Source organism: Nostoc sp. PA-18-2419 (assembly GCF_005869855.1).
Classification (GTDB): domain Bacteria; phylum Cyanobacteriota; class Cyanobacteriia; order Cyanobacteriales; family Nostocaceae; genus Nostoc.
In genome coordinates this window covers 58,550-74,625 of the sequence record NZ_SZNH01000031.1, presented here as the reverse complement: position 1 = coordinate 74,625, position 16,076 = coordinate 58,550, and the positions used below count along the sequence as shown (strand labels likewise).

The following is a 16,076-nucleotide window of genomic DNA, read 5'->3' as shown; positions in this document are numbered from 1 at the left end:
ACTCGATTTTGAGTCAAACTCAACGCTTGCGAGTTAGTGATGGAGAGATTAAACCCGTTTTAGATGGTTGCTCGAATACATCAAAGTTGCTCATACTTATTTGGTCCCAGTTGGGAGATTTTGATAATTTAGAATACGCTTGGTGGCTGCAAAGAGAAAAAGAAAAGATTCAAGCAAGAGGAATCACAATTCGCGCTATTGGAATTGGAAACCGCAATTCTGGTGTCAAGTTTTGTGAATATACGGGATTTCCTACTGAATGGTTGTTTGTTGATCCAATAGCTGAAATTCACCCTCTTTTAGGGCTTTATCGCGGTCTATCTATACAATTCCCAATGCTATCAACGTCACAAAAAGCTTGGCTTAATTTAATGTTAATGTGTGCTGGGATTGGTAGTCCGGGAACTTTAAAGGAAGTTTTTCGGGGTTATAAAGGTGATAAAAAAGCTCCTCAGTTAATTGCTGATGAGGAAGTTATCAGGGGTACACCAATACCCGCAATGAAAGGTTCATTTTTCAAAGCTGCTGGAGGAAAAGGCTTTCAGCGTCCTTTTGAATTAGCAACCCTGCGCCTGAAAAACATGACCGAAGTTTTGAGCAACTGGAATATTTATGTACCAGATTCATCTTATTTGACACAACGGGGAGGAACCTTTCTATTTGATGAAGAAGGGAAATTAATTTACGAACATTGCGATCGCGGTATTCTTGGTTTTGCCGAAAATATGAGCAATCCCTTATCTTTTTTATATAAGTAATTCATATCAACGGTTACTTTTGAGCGATTGGATCGCTTAATTATAAAACCAAAGAACTATACTTTTTTGGTATTTGAGGATGCAAGATATGTTGCCCTGGACTAGTCTTATAACTGCTCTGACACTGCTGCTGTACTTGGTCATCACAATTAATGTTGGTCGAGCCAGAGCCAAATATGAAGTACCACCTCCTCAAATGACAGGAGATCCCTGCTTTGAACGAGCGCTACGCGTTCAGCAAAATACAAGCGAGCAAATGGTTTTCTTCTTGGCTGCTTTATGGTTATTTTCTTTCTACGTCAGCCCATTGTGGGGAGCGGTTGTTGGTGCTATCTGGCTTGTGGGTCGAATTGCCTACGCTTGGGGATACTATCAGGCTGCCTCCAAGCGGATGATTGGCTTTGTCATCAGTTCTTTTAGCAGTATAGTGCTAGTTTTGGGTTCGCTCGTTGGCATCATCCTGTCTTTAGTGCAGCCATAAGTCATTTGCATTTATGAGGCTATCGCCCTCTTGCTTAAATTTCCTCTCTACAAGACGCGCTTACGCGAATGCTTGAAAGCACGGTAAACTGTCTATACCTGCGTATATAAACAGTGTAGAAATGGCAGACCGGGAATCAATCAACTTCAAACTGCCTAAGCCTTTAGCCGAAGCGCTTAGAGCCGCAGCCAAAGAACGCAACACCACCGCCACCAATTTAGTTATTCAAGGACTCCATCACGTCTTGGGTGCTGTGGATGGTGTAGAAACTGATGTAGAAACTCATCTACATCAAATAGAAAGCAGTTTGGAAGAGAAGTTTGAAGCGAAACTAGAAGCTATAACTACCAGACTTGCTCAATTAGAAGGGGCAATGATGATGCTGCAGCGCAACCAAAACACAGCACGAAAGCCCAGGTCTGCATACTCAAACTATCATTCGGGGCAAAGTCCCCAACTGAAGCCGCATAAAGAGGAAGATTTGGCTTGGAGGCTTGGTACAAGTGCTGACAATTTACGCTCTAAGCAACAAAGCCTCAATGCTCAAGATTTTGTGAGGTGGTGTCAAGACCGCGACCCCAGTAAGGTAGCTTGGCAGTACGACTCCAAAGATGGGCTTTACCATCCGGTGAAATAATTTCAACTGTCCCCTAACTTGGGGTTTAATGAAAGAGCATTCAACATAAGAATAAGCAATGTTGAATACTCCTACCTCTCTAAGCAACGCCGAACTCATTGACCTGTGGCTACACGGTAAAAGCAAAAACACCGTTGATGGCTACCGCCGTCATGCCGAGCGGTTTTTTTCTCATGCCAATAAGCCCCTCTCGGATTGCACCCTCATGGATATTCAACTGTGGGTGATGACACTAAGTAGTTCTAATAATTCTAAGCGGGTGGCTGTGGGGGCAGTAAAAAGCTTGTTTTCCTTTGCTAAACAGCTTGGCGTCATATCGGCTAACTTAGGAGTGTTAGTCAAGTCACCCAAGGCAAAGAACCGATTGGCAGAGCGAATTTTAACTCAAGAGGAAGTGCATTTACTGATAAATTACACTACTAATGGACGTGATCGCACGATTATTCGTTTACTTTACTTTGCAGGTTTGCGGGTATCAGAACTGTGTGGCTTAAAGTGGCGTGACCTGAAAGTGCGGGGGGATGGGGGGCAGATTACGGTATTTGGTAAAGGTGAGAAAACTAGAACTGTATTAGTGGGTGCTGGGATTTGGCGGGACATTATCTCTTTAAAGGGTGACGGGAGTAAAGATGACCCTGTGTTTGTTTCAGGTAAGGGCGGTCATCTGTGTAGGTCAATGGTATTTCATATAGTGCGGAATGCTGCCAAACGTGCTGACATTGAAGCTAATGTATCACCCCATTGGCTCAGACACAGCCACGCTTCCCATAGTCTCGACCGGGGAGCGCCCATTCACCTGCTGCAAAAAACATTGGGGCATAGTTCGGTAGCGATTACTGAAATGTATCTTCATGCCAGACCGACTGATAGTAGTGGGTTGTATTTGCCCGATGATGATGAGTAATGGGAGGGCGTAGCTTGACAAGCGGCGTTGGGGTCATGACTAAATACGGATAAGGATTGATTGGAAATATGCTTTGTCGTTGGAGTTAACAGATCCAGGTTTTGACTTTAGTGTTTTAAGCGAATTCCGGAACCGATTTGTTTTCCGAAAATTAGACCATTATTAAACCATTTATGTCCCTAATCTAACGTGAGTTTGACAGACATTTACTTGGTTAACTAATAAAAATAAAAGATATAACAAAAAGACCTAATTTCTCCAACTAGCGTTGTCTTAAGAGAATCAGTTAAAGGTAATTCCTAAACAGCAACAGTAAAGTCACTTTGGGATTTCCTAGATTTGGAAAATAATTAAAAATCTAAGTGATTAATTAAATAATCCAAATCAAACCATTTGATTTTGGTAACAGCCAAATTGATATAAAAGGAGACATGGAAATGGCTAAACTCACAATTTCTGACTTACATCACAATAGTTCTGCTCTGTTATCTGATTCAGAAAACTATATTCGAGAACTATCTGAAGAAGAAATTAATGTTAAAGGTGGGTTCCTTGCAGTGTTAGTAGGCTTGGCAATATTGTTGTATGCAACCGATGCCTACTAAAAATTTCACAGATTAGTAGCGTCCTGACCACAATCTCAAGGATATGGAAAAGAATTAAATATCACTGATACCCAACTTAATCTTTTCCATATCTTCAAACTGACTGCTATCAGAGTAATTAGGCATAATGCTAAAAAAATTGCTATTTGAATGATTTTATAAAATCTGAGAAAAGCTACAGAACTATTTTCTTAGAAGATGAAAGGCGATCGTTTTTTGCTCTGACTAAACGTAACTGTTTCATTATGTAAAATGGCTGTATTAGTACAACCATCCAATTATCACCGGGAATCTCATCAAGCTCTTTGTAAAATCTGATTTCCGAAGCCTCTGTCCAAGCCTCCACTATTTCTAAGTTGTTGTGATAGAAAGCGTGTGCAACTTTACCCAAATTTAACTCATCCTTGGTTATATAAACCCATGCATGAATTTGTGAGATATAGCGGTGTAATCTTCTGCGGTCTGCTGGATCTGCAAGTCCTTCAAAATGTGAAATTGTAATCATATTTTCTTAGAGGATAAAGAGTAAAGGGACGTTCTGTCAGGTTGCCATAAAAATTTAATTCTGCTCAAATTGATTTAATTCATCTTCATAAATAATAAATTTTCTTCTTCTCATTTCCTCGAAACATTCTTCATGAAATAAGTAAAGCGTATCATCTGGTAAGATTTTTAATAGAATTATAGTTAATTTTTTAATTATAAGTTTAATCAATTATTCTGAAACCTTGTACAAGAGTATGAGTTAACCAACAAGCTTTTATCTGTCGAGTTGCAATCATTACTTGATTGTAATTTATGCAAAGATACCAATGTGTTTTTTGACTTGAATTATTCCAAACTTTAAGTAGATACATTTTTCTTAGAGGAAAGGGGCGATGTCTACGACGGGCTACGCCTACGCAGTTAATTAATCATTGACTAAAAAATGGTTATGTGGTTTAGAGAAAATTAATTTGCAACCGAATTCAACTACATAAACTTTTGTTAGTTCAAATTTTTCTGCTCTTTCATCAAAAAGACAAGTAACTGTTTTAATTTCTTCCGTGCCAGAGTTACAGTATTTAAATGTTGCTGTAATAGTTCTTATCTTAGATGGCTTATCTTCACCCTCAAGCATAGTTTCTCCTAAAAATTAATATTAAATTTAAACTAAGGTACAAAATCAGGGCAGAAATCTAAATCACATCCATAAGGATGAATTGCACAAATTAATTGATTATCTCCATAAAATTCGCCATCATAATTACTACATTCTCGATAAGTCAGAGGAATAAAATCATCATAATCATCATCGTCTTTATTTTCATCTAATTCAATTAATGCGTAGTTACAATTTGGACAATTTTCTATTTCCAAACCTTGACTTTCTGTAAGACAAGTAACGGGCTGCCAGTACTCATCAGCCTCCCCATGTCTGTTAATGAAAGTTCTCAATGAGGAGAAGAAAGGATAACTGCATCGACATACAACTATCTCGCCATCAGTATTTTTGTCATGGTGAGCTTTTAAGTACTCCTCAGCAATTTTCCAATCTTGTTCTTTAGAAACTTCCCAAGGCTCACCCATAAAGTCCACTTCCCAAAGTTTTTGATTATGGAAGATTCTTAAACTATATGATGTGTAGTCATGACTAAGATTTTGAATACTACAATAATCTCTTGCTTCTTTATAGTTGAAGCTTCGTTTATCTACTATTAGCCTTTTTTCACAGGGGTAGGCTTGAATTACTAAATATTCACCCTCACAGAAAGGGTTGAAGTTTGCAGTAAAATTTTCATTTAGAAACAGAAAATCTGTTGGTGTATCCATAATATTTCTTTTGATTTTGTTAGAGGAAATCAAAAATCAAGCAAACACTTAAAATAATTATTCCCACAATCAACAGGAGACTACTAGTGGATAATTACCAGTAACCAAAACTTAAGCCTTAATTCCCAAGCCTTTCTAGCAGCTTGATGATTTTCAATTCCCCCTTTTTGAATCCAATGCTTATAGTAGTGAACGATGAATGCGGCGCAGTGACAAACATATCCCCCCAGCCTGTCAGCCTAAGACTGACATCACTGGAGGGATAAGTGAGGAATTGCCAATTGTATCTATTGAGCGCAGCAAGAGAATTTTAATTTTAACTATTACTCTTATCTAAAACCCAAGGTTGATTTTGTTGAATCAACTGGTTAATTACTTCTGGTTTTATCGGACTGTAATAGCAAAATATGACAGCATTATGTATTGTTGCAGTTTCGCACGAATGCATATTGTCAGGAGCAACTAAAACCATCTTTTGAGGTACAAACACCTCGTAGCTAACTAGCTTCCATTCATGCAGTGGGTTGTTTTTGTAACCAGCAGTCCAGACTATAGCCTCAATCTCAGCAATTGCATCATTGACTCCAGCACAAACTTCCATTCCACCCGTAAGTTCATATCCTGGTGCATTGAAGCTAGGAAAAGTCAGGATGGATGTTAAAAGCGTGTCGCCTCTTAGCTCGTTGAACTGTTGTAATTCTTGCAAGTTCATCTGTTATCTCCAAAACTTGTTTGTTCTCCAGGAAAAATACACCAGTATCCACCACCAACGGCAATGTGATGTCTCTTAAGTGTTTTACCTATCCTTTTACCAACCTTGTAACAGTCGGTGACTGTATTAGCCCAGTGAGCATCTCCTAGTTTTGCTGCTTCTATCCCAGAAATAGCTGAACTCTGCAAAGGCTTTGCTGTACCAACCAATCTCTCGGAATTGTTAATCTGTCCATTTGCGTCTGCTGCATAATGCTTCCCGTCTGTGGATTGCCAGACATAGTAAACAGTGCCACCTATAATAGCAACTCCAACAAGCACACATCCTACCCCAGCCGTGCCTGCACAAAAAGCGGCGGGTGCAAGTACCGCCGGATTCGCGTTAACTGGGCGCGTATATAAACCAGTCCCAGATAGAACAAGGCTTGTTGTTATGGCAATAACTTGACGAAAATTCATTTTTGGCTTGAATTTAAGCATATTCTAATGGCTTTGGCGGCTTTTTATGTACTTCTGCATCCTACCAATAATGGGCGTATATGTACCATAATTGGGTCAATATTGGGATGAACTATTTGAGTACTCCTTTTTTGTGCCAATTCTGGGGCAGATTTGGAAAAATAGAGGCACTTAAAGTAGCAATATGGATGCAGTAGGTTTAAACCCCAGAAAGGATGAAATGCCCAAAAAGGATGAAAGGTTAGCGATTCCGGCGCTTGGTGAGTATTACAATGATTTACTCACTGTAGATGCGTGGGTAAATGGTCGTACTAAGGTTGTGCAGGCACAATCTCTGTTATGTGCCAAGCTTCAGGAGCGGGATAAGTTAATTAAAGAGCGGGTTGAGTACCTAGCCAAAAAGCGGGGTATTACCTTTGATGAAATGTGGGAGCAAATTCTTAATGGCACCGCTCAAAAAATAGTCCCCGGTGAAGGTGAAGGGCTGGAGTATAAGCCGGGGGATGAGGGCTAGTTTATGGAAGGGGAAAACTTTCTTACCAGATTGGGAAGCGAGGAGAGCAGCGGTAAACTACGCTGCTGCTCTCAACTAACAATTTTTCACAAGAGGATAAAGGCGATCGCCGATTGGGGGTGCGATCGCTTTGAAATTTCATTAGGAAACATTATGAAAGAAACACAAATTGTACCAGTTATTGAAACTCGTATAGTCAATGGAAAGACCGAGTATCGTGCAACCTATTATTCTTTTGAGAGTGAGTGGTGTAAATCAGAAGAAGATGCTTGGTTATAATTTGAAAATTGGGTTACTGCATCTTTTCATAGTTATGGGCTTTGAAGATTGAGTGCGATCGCTGCTATTGCGCCATTGTGACCAATAACTCCTAAAATCGATAAATCTTTCACCAATTGTGCAGCTACTTCTATCGCACTCTTGGGACAAGTTTAGGAATCTTCTGAAGTAGAGATGACTTACCAATGCGGATATTCGGATATCCAGATACGCAGCAATAATTTTGAGCAATGCCTACGGCGGCAAGCTATGCATCAACACTACAAGGAAAAGTAAGGGAAGTGATCGCCATAGTACCAGTGCCGCAAGATGGGTCAGATACAGTTACGCTGCGATGACCTACGGTCGGTCGTAGACTATCGCCTACTCAGGAGGTAAAGTACTCTTAATTGCAGATTAGACAAAATCCAGGGAATGTGGAACTGCTAACTATATATATTAAGAACGCATACATTAAAGATGATGAAGAAACTCTGGGCGAGTTACTACGATGCTGAGTTTGGACAGATAAGAAACGAATCCAACCACTGGACTCTAGGACAATGTGCTGTTTTGGGCGATCGCTGTGTACCAATTTGCGTGGATTTTGAACAGGGGCAGATAGGGGAACTTTCATCGCTTCAGCGTGAAGCTATTCGGCAAGCTCTAGCCTTGCCAAGCGATGTGTTAAGCATCACTGCGCCTCTGGTGCTGCAAAATTATGATGTATATCGTGAGATGATAGGGGATGAGGAAATGCCACAGCTGGCTAATCCCATTCAGGTTTGGGATGAGGTGACTTTCTCATATATCTATGTGCCGCCCCACGTTGAGTATGAATTGGATATTCCTACTTTTAAGTTGATAGCTGAGTGTGACTGGGAGCCAGAACACGGCTTAGAAGTGAGCTTTCGCAATGGAGTAGCAGACGATGCAGATCAGATAGGTGAAACAGGACGGGTCTAATATACCCATGCGTAGGCATAGCCCGTCGTAGACATCGCGGCTGCTCTCAACTGACAATTTTCTTAGAGGAAAAAGGCGATCACGGTTTGGGAATGCGATCGCCTTAGCCTAACTTTGGAATATGCGGATACTTAGATACTTGAGGGGAGCAGTAGGGCGGAACTGCCTTAATATAGCTCAACTATTTAGCCACCATGTCAGGCGATCGCTCCCCAGGACTATGCACTAGACAAACACATACTACAAATGTATTATTAATATTAATCTCAATTACAAGCACTACAAACCTTCAATGATAAGCGAATTCTCTTCAACCATTAGCAGCGTGATGCATTGCCGACCCAACAAGGGTTTAGGCAGAGTATTCGTGCTGTTTGCGTTTGAGGGAGCATATCGGTTTTTGGGCGATAAATCTGCAAGTGTTGGCATTTTTGGAGCGATTACCGAATGGCTAAATCCAGATCAATTCATCCAGAGCGGGAGGTGCAAGTGTTTTATAGCACCCATATAGGGCAAAAAGTATCAACTATGTGACCCCCGCTACTGATGACCAGAGGCGGGGGTTATTTTTTTAGGAGTGAATTAACTTATGGAAGCTCAACCACCAAGTCAGCAATCACAAATATTACAAAATTCAGTGGTAGTGTTCTCGAAAAACTACTTACCACTGGCACGCATCAATATTAAACGCGCCGTTGTACTGTTAGTCACGGGTCAGGCAGAATCGTTGGATTTGAGCAGCGCCAAGCCTTGGGAAATTCGCTCTCCCAGCCTCGTACTACAAGTACCATCACACATCCGCTTGACTGTTGGCAATCCCGAACGGCATTGGAAAGTACCGCTTGTAAACCGTCGTGAAGTGTTAAGGCGAGACAACCACACCTGTCAATACTGTGGTAGTAGCAAGCATCTAACGCTCTTACATGTGATACCTCGTTCCAAAGATGGACAGCATACCTGGGACAACGTTGTAACAGCATGTGAGAAGTGTAATTCAACGAAAAGCGATGTCTGACGACAAGCCGCTTCGCGTCTACGCCTTCCACATGAAGCAGGAATGGTACTGAAAACCAAGCCCAAAGCCCCAATCCACCCAGCAGTAGCATTTGCTGAACAATTCTGGAGCGCACAACGCTTGAGTGAAACTGAGTAATTTACTCAAAGCAAATCACAGAGGGCAATACAGCCATTAAGCAACCCTTGCCCTCTCAGTTCTCAAAAAAGTTTGTAGTACGCCCTTGACATCTTATAATACATTAAGTATTATATATGTAGTGGAAGACTACAGCCTCTCAAAAAGGCATAGCGTCAACACTTCTGAACCTTGAAAACTAAATAATTGCCATCCAACGTGGGGGTGTAGCTTAGTCCGGTTTAAAGCAGTCGCCTGTCGAGCGAAAGAACGTGGGTTCAAATCCCATTATCCCCGTGTAGCCTTGTGGACAAATAGACAAGTCGCTGTGCCTCTCAAGCACGGAGGAGCGGGTGCAACTCCCGTCGAGGCTTCCAAACGTCGCAGTGTAGCTTAATCGCAAAGCCCCAAGCTCATAACTTGGCCAATGTGGGTTCAAGTCCCACCACTGCTACCAAATGCACAGATGGTGTAACGGCAACACCACAGTCTCCAAAACTGTTGTTCTGGGTTCAAGACAAGCGTCTGTGCGTTGCCGTGTCCTGACCGAAAAAGCTTACATACTCGCCTAATGGTAAGGCAACTGTCTCTAAAACAGTCTATGCAGGTTCAATTCCTGTGTGTGAATCAACAGCTTTTTCAACTTACATGGCATACATGGTGCAGAAGCGAAGTGGCCGAGCGGCACGTCTTTCAAGCGTGTAATTAGCGGGTTCAAGTCCCGTCTGCACTACCAAATCCATGGGTCAGCTCACCTATTGGTGTAGGTAACGGTCTGTAAAACCGCCACGTTCAGTGTTGCTGGTTCAATTCCAGCCCGGCCCATTATGGAGAGATTGCTATTGGTAGGGCAAGCTGTTTGCTAAACAGTCGTGAGATTCATCATCTCACTGTGGGTTCAACTCCCTCTCTCTCCACTGCGTGAGAACGTGGTGTAACTGGATAACATCTCAGATTACGAACCTGAAGAGTGAAGGTTCAAGTCCTTCCGTTCTCGCCTTATCCCCTGGTAGCTCAGTTGGTAGTAGCGCCTGTCTGTTCGCGTAGCGTCTCCAATAGGAGAAGAACAGGAGGTCATCCGTACCCTTCGGGAAGCAAGCTACAATCCGGATCTGGTGGGTTGGCACATTGCCCTATAGCTCAATGGCAGAGCAAGCGGCTGTTAACCGCGAGGTTGCAAGTTCGACTCTTGCTGGGGCAGCCATTTATTGGGAAGTAGGCAAACAGGCAAAGCCGTCGCACTTTGAATGCGAAGTTTGAGGGTTCGATTCCTTCCTTCCCAGTTCTGCTTTCATAGAGCAGCCAAATTATACTCCTGTAGCCCAACTGGAAGAGGCGGCTGTTTCAAAAACAGTCTGTGTGCGGATTCGACTTTCGCCAGGAGTACCAATATCGGGATGTAATTCAGTGGTCTAGAAGCCTTGTTTTGGGGACAAGGAGTCGTAGGTTCAAATCCTACCATCCCGACCATTTGCCCTTGTGACGAAACTGGCAAACGTGCTGGTCTTAGAAACCAGATTTTGTGGGTTCGACTCCCACGCCTGGGTACTAGGCAATTGCCCAACCATACTCCCGTGGCGAAATTGGTAAACGCTTCCGTTTGAGGGACGGAATTTTTACAAGTTCAACTCCTGTCGGGAGTACCAAATTGGGTCGTTGGCAGAGCGGATATGCAGCCGCTTTTTAAGCGGACTTATCCAGGTTCAACCCCTGGGCGACCCACCAAGCAAAAACGGGCTGTTAGCTCAGTTGGCAGAGCAGCTGCCTCTTAAGCAGAAGTGCGTAGGTTCAAGCCCTACACAGCCCACCTTGCCCCTGTGATGCAATTGGAAGACTAACCCGCTTAAAACGCGTTTTCTACAGGTTCAAGTCCTGTCCGGGGTATTTGGTAACATCGCGGGGATGGAGTAACAGTTGGCTCGTCAGCCTCATAAGCTGAAAATCAGTAGGTGCAATTCCTACCCCCGTCACCAAAATTAGTGCTGGTGTGGCTCAATGTGGCAGAGCAACTGATTTGTAATCAGTAGGTTGCAGGTTCAACTCCTGTCACCAGCTTCAATGCGATTGTGGTGTAATGGCAGCATTTGAGTCTTCCAAACTCTAGGTACGAGTTCAAATCTCGTCGATCGCTTTCTTAGCCCTGTAACTCAGTTGGGAGAGTGCCTCTCTTACAAAGAGGAAGTCGCGGGTTCAATCCCTGCCGGGGCTACCAACTTATGGGAGTGTCGCCTAATGGATAAGGCAACCGTCTTCTAAACGGTTTTATGTAGGTTCAAATCCTGTCACTCCTGCCACATGGGATCATAGCTCAACTGGCTAGAGCGCCTGCCTTGCAAGCAGGAGGTTATGGGTTCAAGTCCCATTGATTCCACTGATGGTGTCTGAAGCCAAAGTGGTCGCGGCGCTGATTTGTGGAATCAGTCATTAGGGAGTTCAAGTCTCCTCAGATACCCCTTGTTTATATGGAAGATGCTGCTCAAGGGAGGGCAACTAGTCTTGAAAACTAGAGCAGGGTAACACCTGGGGGTTCAATTCCTCCATCTTCCGCCTTCCACTCTTATGCCGAAAAGTGAGGCGCTGTGCTGATAACACAGATACAGGAGGGGCAGTACCTCGCTTGAGTGGATTCTTTCTGGTAGGCGTAGGTCGCCGCAGGCATCGCTCAGACTATCAACTAACAATTTTCTTAGAGGAAAGGCGATCCAGTGTTTCCTACTGCGATCGCCTACCTCATACATTCCTGCGCCATCGGTATTTGCCATTGACAGAAAAGATTTCCCCCGAACCTCGGTACTTAACGCCGGGTTTTTTTGCTGTGGAGTGGGATAGCGGCTGCACTCAATTAACAATTTTTCACTCATAGTAAAGGAGATCCAGGGTGCGTAGTTTACCACCGTAGGCATCGCCTTTTGTCGCGTCTTCTGACCAACAAGCTTGACAACTACCTTACAGCCCTTACAACCTTAATTTCTGACAAATGTACTGTTCCCAGTTGTATTACCTTTATTCCAAAGCTACAATCTGCCTGTATTAGAGGCATTGTTAATTACAACTGTAATTTATCACTCGTGAGCAAAACCCGTATTATTGCGCTATTCAATCAATCAGGGGGAGTAGGAAAGACAAGTTTAACTATGAACTTGGGCTACCACCTCGCTCAAAAAAAGAAAAATCGCGTTCTCCTCATAGACCTTGACCCTCAAGCATCACTGACGACATTTATGGGGCTAGAACCGGACATTACCGCCAAAACTGTCTACGAAGCAGTGGTGGGTGAAGAACCATTACCAATTCACACCGAACCTATTCACAGCATGGGTTTAGTGCCAGCCAACATCAACTTAAGTGCCGCAGAACTGGAACTAGTTGCTGCGTTGATGCGAGAAATGCGTCTAAAAAATGCACTTGCCCCTATCTTAGATAAGTATGATTTTATTTTGATAGATTGTCCGCCATCTTTAGGCATCCTCAGCGTTATTAGCTTAGTAGCAGCAACCCATGTCTTAGTGCCTATTCAGTGCCAGTTTAAATCCTTTCAAGGAACTGACTTACTATTAAGAACTGTAGCCACACTCCGCAAAGGTGCTAATAAAACACTCAGTATTGCTGGCTTCATCCCCACAATGTATGATGCACGTACTGCCCAAGAAAGCAGAACCATGAAAGCTATTACAGAACAACTTTCACCCCTGGCGACAGTCTTTGAACCTATTCCAAAATCTATTGCCTTTGCTGATGCAAGTGAAGCACGCTTACCTTTAGCACTATATAATCCCAAACATCCTGCCGTCGCTGTACTTAAAAAAATCACCCTTAGTTTAGAAAAACTACAGTGAGCAAAAAAGACCAACCCTATAGCAGTCAATTAAAAGGTGTAGCCGCCCTACTGGGTGAAAGCTTTAACCAAACTGAAAGTACTGCTAATTCACCAAACACTGTTGCCATCAACTTAATCAAACTACCTCCCTCACAGCCCCGGCGCTACTTCGACCCTCAAAAGCTGGAAGAACTATCACGCTCAATCAAAGAACTGGGTATTCTCGAACCTTTGTTAGTGCGTCCGCTCCCTGGTGGCGATTATGAATTAGTTGCAGGGGAACGACGCTACAGAGCCGCATCAATGGCAGCATTAACCGAGGTTCCCATCATTTCCAGGGTTATGGACGATGGAACTGCATACCAAGTGCGCCTCGTTGAAAACCTGCAACGCGAAGACCTCAACCCCTTAGAAGAAACTGAAGGTATCCTCGAATTGTTGGTGTTGCGGTTAGAAATGGCACTCCATGAAGTAATTAGTCATCTCAATCGCATGAGAAACGTTTGCGATCGCTATAAACAGGAAAATTCCGAACTGAGACATAACGTTATGTCTCAACCCCAAACCAAGATAATTGAAGAGTTATTTGCGTCTTTAGGGCGAATGAGTTGGGAATCGTTTGTCAAAAATCGCCTGCCACTGCTCAATCTTCCTGCTGATGTGCTGGAAGTGCTGCGTTCTGGACAAATCGAGTATACCAAGGCAAAGGCAATCGCACGAGTTCAAGATGACGAGACACGCAAAGAACTCATAGAAGAAGCGAAAGTCCTAAATCTCTCACTGAGCGAAATCAAGCGTAAGATTCAAGAAATTGAGCAGCAGTCTAAATTAAATTTGTCATCTCAAACAGAGACAGCATCTATCAAACAGCGTGTTGATGATACCTTCCAACGCTTCAAGAAAGCTAAAGTATGGGATGACCCGAAGAAAAAAGCTAAGGTAGAAAAGCTTTTGGTACAGTTGGAAGCATTGATGAAAACTGAATAGAAAATTGTGATGCTACTTTGGAGCCGCCTGATGGCGAACGCACTTAAATATGTTCTTGTTGGGTTCTCCCGATGTTAATTGTAGCGGTCAAAACTAAGACAATTGCCAAAAACAACGCAGTATTTCTGAGCATTGAATTATCAGAGTGCTTGAGTGCGTTCGCTACCAATGCCCAGAGTATTACTCCTGTATAAGCGATGTCTCGACGCTGGATAACTATAACTGCTGCAATTGCTGTTGCTATCAATAACATGATTAGAGTCCATGTAACAGCAGAAATCCCCCAACCGTCCCACCCATGAAAATACAAGGCACAGGCTACGTTGACAATGGTTGCCACGCTAATCCAGGCTAGATAAATGCTAATAGGAAAGTGAATACACCATTTTTTCAGCCGTGGTACACGGTTGTTAGCAATTTCTAATTGCACATAAACACCAATCAGGGGCAACAGAATCAAGAGCATTGCAACTACAGAAAGAGCAAAAAGCCGAGATAAAAACAGATACACCCAGATACTTTGAGCAACACAGGCAATCACCAACAGATAACCTGTCTTACGTAAATCAGGCTCATGTCGTTGGCTAGGTAGAGCTTGGTATACCCCAAAAGCAAACAACCCAAGGTAAATCAGCCCCCAAATAGCAAAGGCGTAATTAGCAGGGATAATCAGTACATTTTTAAACAAAGTATTGGAAATTTCTCCTATGCTGAGTCCATTGAGCGGAAAAATGTTTGATACTACGTTGACAACGAAAGCACCAAAGATTGCAGCCAAAGTAATAAGCTGCCGCCAAAGATCCCGGTAATTGCCTCTTGTGGACTGCTGCATAGGATGTTAACTCATATCTTTTGTGCTTTTAGCTTACATCCCAAAAAGTGCGATGCATACAACCCACAGTCATATCGAGCAAGTCATTGAGGAACCAGAGCGATCGCTCTTTATCTACCTCAAATTCCTTTCAAGGTGTTGCACAGGATAACTCCAGCTGCCACCTGAAATTTCCTCTAAGAAAAAAGGCAAGCGTTCGCACCTTGGCTTATTGCCAAATTAGTTGCTGAAGTTTTTTCCAATAGTGGTCAAGCTCAGTGATATCATGGCTTTTGAGAGCCAGTACTGTTTCCCCTTGTTGCCTGGTCGCGGTTTAACTGTATTTGTTATTTATTTATGATTTCTTTATGATTATTAGAATTTGAGTGATTAATCGTTGCATTATTAGAAATAGCACTATCAAATAACTCACACGAAGTACTATTAGTACTTTTTAACTCATCTTTATCCTCTTGATTGTTTAAAACCTGTATATTAGCTGCTCGTGGACTAAGGGATCTAGCTTCATTATATTCATTTATCAACTTAGTAAGCTCCTCATTTTTTTTCATCAGAAATAAGCATATAAGCTTGAATTCATCAGTATTATTTAACTTATTTTGTAAGCCTCCTTCATGTAAGATTTGTAAGTCTAATTCCCGTTTAAATTGGGAGAATTTACTATTAAATTTAGCAGAAGTATCATAATTTTCTGCGGGGCGAACAGTATTATTTATCACACCTAATAATATGGTTATAATACCAAATATAAATATTATTTTACCCAATAATATTTCAGCTTTCTTCTTAGCTAAAGTCTCATCTAATTCTGTCTTTTGAGTATCTTGAGATGGAGTAGAAGTTTTTTGTAAAAATAAAGCAAGTTGTTCTCTTGAACTTGTGAGACTACCAAGTATTACCAGAGAAATTGGTACTGAATATTGCAGAATAAAAAAATTGATTAAAAGAATACCTGAAAAAAAAATTTGAAATTGACATTCTTTTTTAATTTCATAATATGACTGAATAAGATTAGGCTCTTTTTTTTTTAATAAGTGAAATAATTTCATTTTGCACCTCATTTAAGTAGGAGAAATTACTAGTTTTATTTCATAACTTGTTCATGAAATTCCTTACTTGGCATTGAGCCGAAATGACCGCTAAAACGGAAACAGAGCCTGGTATAGCCCGTCCTATAAAACTTTTAGCTTTTTATTCCCTTCA

Annotated in this window: 18 protein-coding genes, 23 tRNA genes and 2 pseudogenes; 36 read left to right on the top strand and 7 right to left on the bottom strand. The window is 42.1% G+C overall.

Annotated features, from left to right (window positions below):
- From FCR06_RS24965 to FCR06_RS32985, 6 genes and pseudogenes are all read left to right on the top strand, one after another.
- The coding region (locus FCR06_RS24965) for a peroxiredoxin-like family protein (protein ID WP_138504499.1) at positions 1-758 on the top strand (758 nt) is incomplete at its 5' end.
- 88 nt (positions 759-846) lie between these two features.
- Positions 847-1,239: an MAPEG family protein gene (locus FCR06_RS24960; protein WP_138504497.1), complete on the top strand. Its 393-nt coding sequence runs from the start codon at positions 847-849 to the stop codon at positions 1,237-1,239.
- A 121-nt stretch (positions 1,240-1,360) separates the two neighbouring features.
- Positions 1,361-1,876, top strand: a complete 516-nt coding sequence (locus FCR06_RS24955; protein ID WP_138504495.1) for a hypothetical protein — start codon at positions 1,361-1,363, stop codon at positions 1,874-1,876.
- Between the two features lie 58 nt (positions 1,877-1,934).
- Positions 1,935-2,780 (top strand): tyrosine-type recombinase/integrase, encoded by an 846-nt coding sequence (locus FCR06_RS24950; protein ID WP_138504493.1) that lies wholly within the window; start codon positions 1,935-1,937, stop codon positions 2,778-2,780.
- Positions 2,781-2,823: 43 nt separating this feature from the next.
- A pseudogene (locus FCR06_RS24945) lies at positions 2,824-2,922 on the top strand (transposase); the annotation flags it as partial.
- Positions 2,923-3,217: 295 nt separating this feature from the next.
- Complete coding sequence (locus tag FCR06_RS32985) at positions 3,218-3,385, top strand: hypothetical protein (protein WP_189523569.1); 168 nt, start codon at positions 3,218-3,220, stop codon at positions 3,383-3,385.
- 175 nt (positions 3,386-3,560) lie between these two features.
- Here the strand turns inward: FCR06_RS32985 and FCR06_RS24940 are convergent, their stop codons facing one another.
- The 5 genes from FCR06_RS24940 to FCR06_RS24920 form a co-directional block, all read right to left on the bottom strand.
- The gene (locus FCR06_RS24940) at positions 3,561-3,890 is read right to left on the bottom strand and encodes a hypothetical protein (protein WP_189523568.1); all 330 of its coding nucleotides are present in this window, start codon (positions 3,888-3,890) and stop codon (positions 3,561-3,563) included.
- 405 nt (positions 3,891-4,295) lie between these two features.
- On the bottom strand, positions 4,296-4,505 hold the full coding sequence (locus tag FCR06_RS24935; RefSeq protein ID WP_138504491.1) for a hypothetical protein: 210 nt from the start codon (positions 4,503-4,505) through the stop codon (positions 4,296-4,298).
- 32 nt (positions 4,506-4,537) lie between these two features.
- Positions 4,538-5,197 (bottom strand): hypothetical protein, encoded by a 660-nt coding sequence (locus tag FCR06_RS24930; RefSeq protein WP_138504489.1) that lies wholly within the window; start codon positions 5,195-5,197, stop codon positions 4,538-4,540.
- A gap of 316 nt (positions 5,198-5,513) precedes the next feature.
- Positions 5,514-5,909 (bottom strand): hypothetical protein, encoded by a 396-nt coding sequence (locus FCR06_RS24925; RefSeq protein WP_138504487.1) that lies wholly within the window; start codon positions 5,907-5,909, stop codon positions 5,514-5,516.
- Entirely contained in the window at positions 5,906-6,367 is a 462-nt protein-coding gene (locus tag FCR06_RS24920) for a hypothetical protein (protein WP_223280275.1), read from the bottom strand. Before FCR06_RS24920 ends, FCR06_RS24925 begins: the two co-directional genes overlap by 4 nt.
- A 184-nt stretch (positions 6,368-6,551) precedes the next feature.
- Here FCR06_RS24920 and FCR06_RS24915 point away from each other — a divergent pair, with 184 nt between their 5' ends.
- The 30 genes and pseudogenes from FCR06_RS24915 to FCR06_RS24785 all read left to right on the top strand — a co-directional run bounded on the left by FCR06_RS24915 (position 6,552) and on the right by FCR06_RS24785 (position 14,041).
- Positions 6,552-6,881, top strand: a complete 330-nt coding sequence (locus FCR06_RS24915) for a hypothetical protein (RefSeq protein WP_138504483.1) — start codon at positions 6,552-6,554, stop codon at positions 6,879-6,881.
- Between the two features lie 3 nt (positions 6,882-6,884).
- Entirely contained in the window at positions 6,885-7,160 is a 276-nt protein-coding gene (locus tag FCR06_RS24910) for a hypothetical protein (protein ID WP_138504481.1), read from the top strand.
- Positions 7,161-7,619: 459 nt separating this feature from the next.
- Positions 7,620-8,105 carry a DUF6985 domain-containing protein gene (locus FCR06_RS24905; RefSeq protein WP_138504479.1) on the top strand — a complete coding sequence of 162 codons (486 nt, stop codon included), beginning with the start codon at positions 7,620-7,622 and terminating at the stop codon, positions 8,103-8,105.
- A gap of 589 nt (positions 8,106-8,694) precedes the next feature.
- Positions 8,695-9,258 (top strand): annotated as a pseudogene (locus FCR06_RS24900) (HNH endonuclease).
- A 200-nt stretch (positions 9,259-9,458) separates the two neighbouring features.
- Positions 9,459-9,534: transfer RNA gene (locus FCR06_RS24895), tRNA-Asp, on the top strand.
- A 3-nt stretch (positions 9,535-9,537) separates the two neighbouring features.
- Positions 9,538-9,614 (top strand) — tRNA-Glu (locus FCR06_RS32275).
- 5 nt (positions 9,615-9,619) lie between these two features.
- Positions 9,620-9,694: transfer RNA gene (locus FCR06_RS24890), tRNA-Ile, on the top strand.
- Between the two features lie 3 nt (positions 9,695-9,697).
- Positions 9,698-9,769 (top strand) — tRNA-Trp (locus FCR06_RS32270).
- Positions 9,770-9,896: 127 nt separating this feature from the next.
- Positions 9,897-9,973 (top strand) — tRNA-Glu (locus tag FCR06_RS24885).
- Positions 9,974-9,980: 7 nt separating this feature from the next.
- Positions 9,981-10,062 (top strand) — tRNA-Tyr (locus FCR06_RS32265).
- Positions 10,063-10,066: 4 nt separating this feature from the next.
- Positions 10,067-10,154: transfer RNA gene (locus FCR06_RS24880), tRNA-Ser, on the top strand.
- A gap of 6 nt (positions 10,155-10,160) precedes the next feature.
- A tRNA-Arg gene (locus tag FCR06_RS24875) sits at positions 10,161-10,234 on the top strand.
- Between the two features lie 132 nt (positions 10,235-10,366).
- Positions 10,367-10,441, top strand: a tRNA-Asn gene (locus FCR06_RS24870).
- A 5-nt stretch (positions 10,442-10,446) separates the two neighbouring features.
- Positions 10,447-10,520 (top strand) — tRNA-Gln (locus FCR06_RS24865).
- Between the two features lie 28 nt (positions 10,521-10,548).
- Positions 10,549-10,626 (top strand) — tRNA-Leu (locus FCR06_RS24860).
- A gap of 4 nt (positions 10,627-10,630) precedes the next feature.
- A tRNA-Pro gene (locus tag FCR06_RS24855) sits at positions 10,631-10,707 on the top strand.
- A gap of 3 nt (positions 10,708-10,710) precedes the next feature.
- Positions 10,711-10,785: transfer RNA gene (locus tag FCR06_RS24850), tRNA-Leu, on the top strand.
- Positions 10,786-10,805: 20 nt separating this feature from the next.
- Positions 10,806-10,883 (top strand) — tRNA-Leu (locus tag FCR06_RS24845).
- Positions 10,884-10,887: 4 nt separating this feature from the next.
- A tRNA-Lys gene (locus tag FCR06_RS24840) sits at positions 10,888-10,962 on the top strand.
- Between the two features lie 9 nt (positions 10,963-10,971).
- Positions 10,972-11,044, top strand: a tRNA-Lys gene (locus tag FCR06_RS24835).
- Between the two features lie 89 nt (positions 11,045-11,133).
- Positions 11,134-11,210 (top strand) — tRNA-Met (locus FCR06_RS24825).
- A gap of 8 nt (positions 11,211-11,218) precedes the next feature.
- Positions 11,219-11,292, top strand: a tRNA-Thr gene (locus FCR06_RS24820).
- Between the two features lie 5 nt (positions 11,293-11,297).
- Positions 11,298-11,368: transfer RNA gene (locus tag FCR06_RS24815), tRNA-Gly, on the top strand.
- A gap of 5 nt (positions 11,369-11,373) precedes the next feature.
- Positions 11,374-11,449, top strand: a tRNA-Val gene (locus FCR06_RS24810).
- Positions 11,450-11,455: 6 nt separating this feature from the next.
- Positions 11,456-11,531 (top strand) — tRNA-Arg (locus tag FCR06_RS24805).
- Positions 11,532-11,534: 3 nt separating this feature from the next.
- A tRNA-Ala gene (locus FCR06_RS24800) sits at positions 11,535-11,608 on the top strand.
- Positions 11,609-11,701: 93 nt separating this feature from the next.
- Positions 11,702-11,784: transfer RNA gene (locus FCR06_RS32260), tRNA-Ser, on the top strand.
- Between the two features lie 22 nt (positions 11,785-11,806).
- A complete protein-coding gene (locus tag FCR06_RS24795; RefSeq protein ID WP_138504477.1) occupies positions 11,807-12,100 on the top strand; it encodes a hypothetical protein in 294 nt (97 codons plus the stop codon).
- Positions 12,101-12,305: 205 nt separating this feature from the next.
- The gene (locus tag FCR06_RS24790) at positions 12,306-13,073 is read left to right on the top strand and encodes a ParA family protein (protein WP_138504475.1); all 768 of its coding nucleotides are present in this window, start codon (positions 12,306-12,308) and stop codon (positions 13,071-13,073) included.
- Entirely contained in the window at positions 13,070-14,041 is a 972-nt protein-coding gene (locus tag FCR06_RS24785) for a ParB/RepB/Spo0J family partition protein (protein WP_138504473.1), read from the top strand. The genes FCR06_RS24790 and FCR06_RS24785 overlap by 4 nt, the downstream gene beginning before the upstream one ends.
- 43 nt (positions 14,042-14,084) lie before the next feature.
- On the opposite strand, the gene FCR06_RS24780 is transcribed toward FCR06_RS24785, so the two are convergent.
- Positions 14,085-14,873 carry a tryptophan-rich sensory protein gene (locus FCR06_RS24780; protein ID WP_138504471.1) on the bottom strand — a complete coding sequence of 263 codons (789 nt, stop codon included), beginning with the start codon at positions 14,871-14,873 and terminating at the stop codon, positions 14,085-14,087.
- Between the two features lie 326 nt (positions 14,874-15,199).
- Entirely contained in the window at positions 15,200-15,922 is a 723-nt protein-coding gene (locus tag FCR06_RS24775) for a hypothetical protein (RefSeq protein ID WP_138504469.1), read from the bottom strand.
- Between the last annotated feature and the right edge of the window lie 154 nt (positions 15,923-16,076).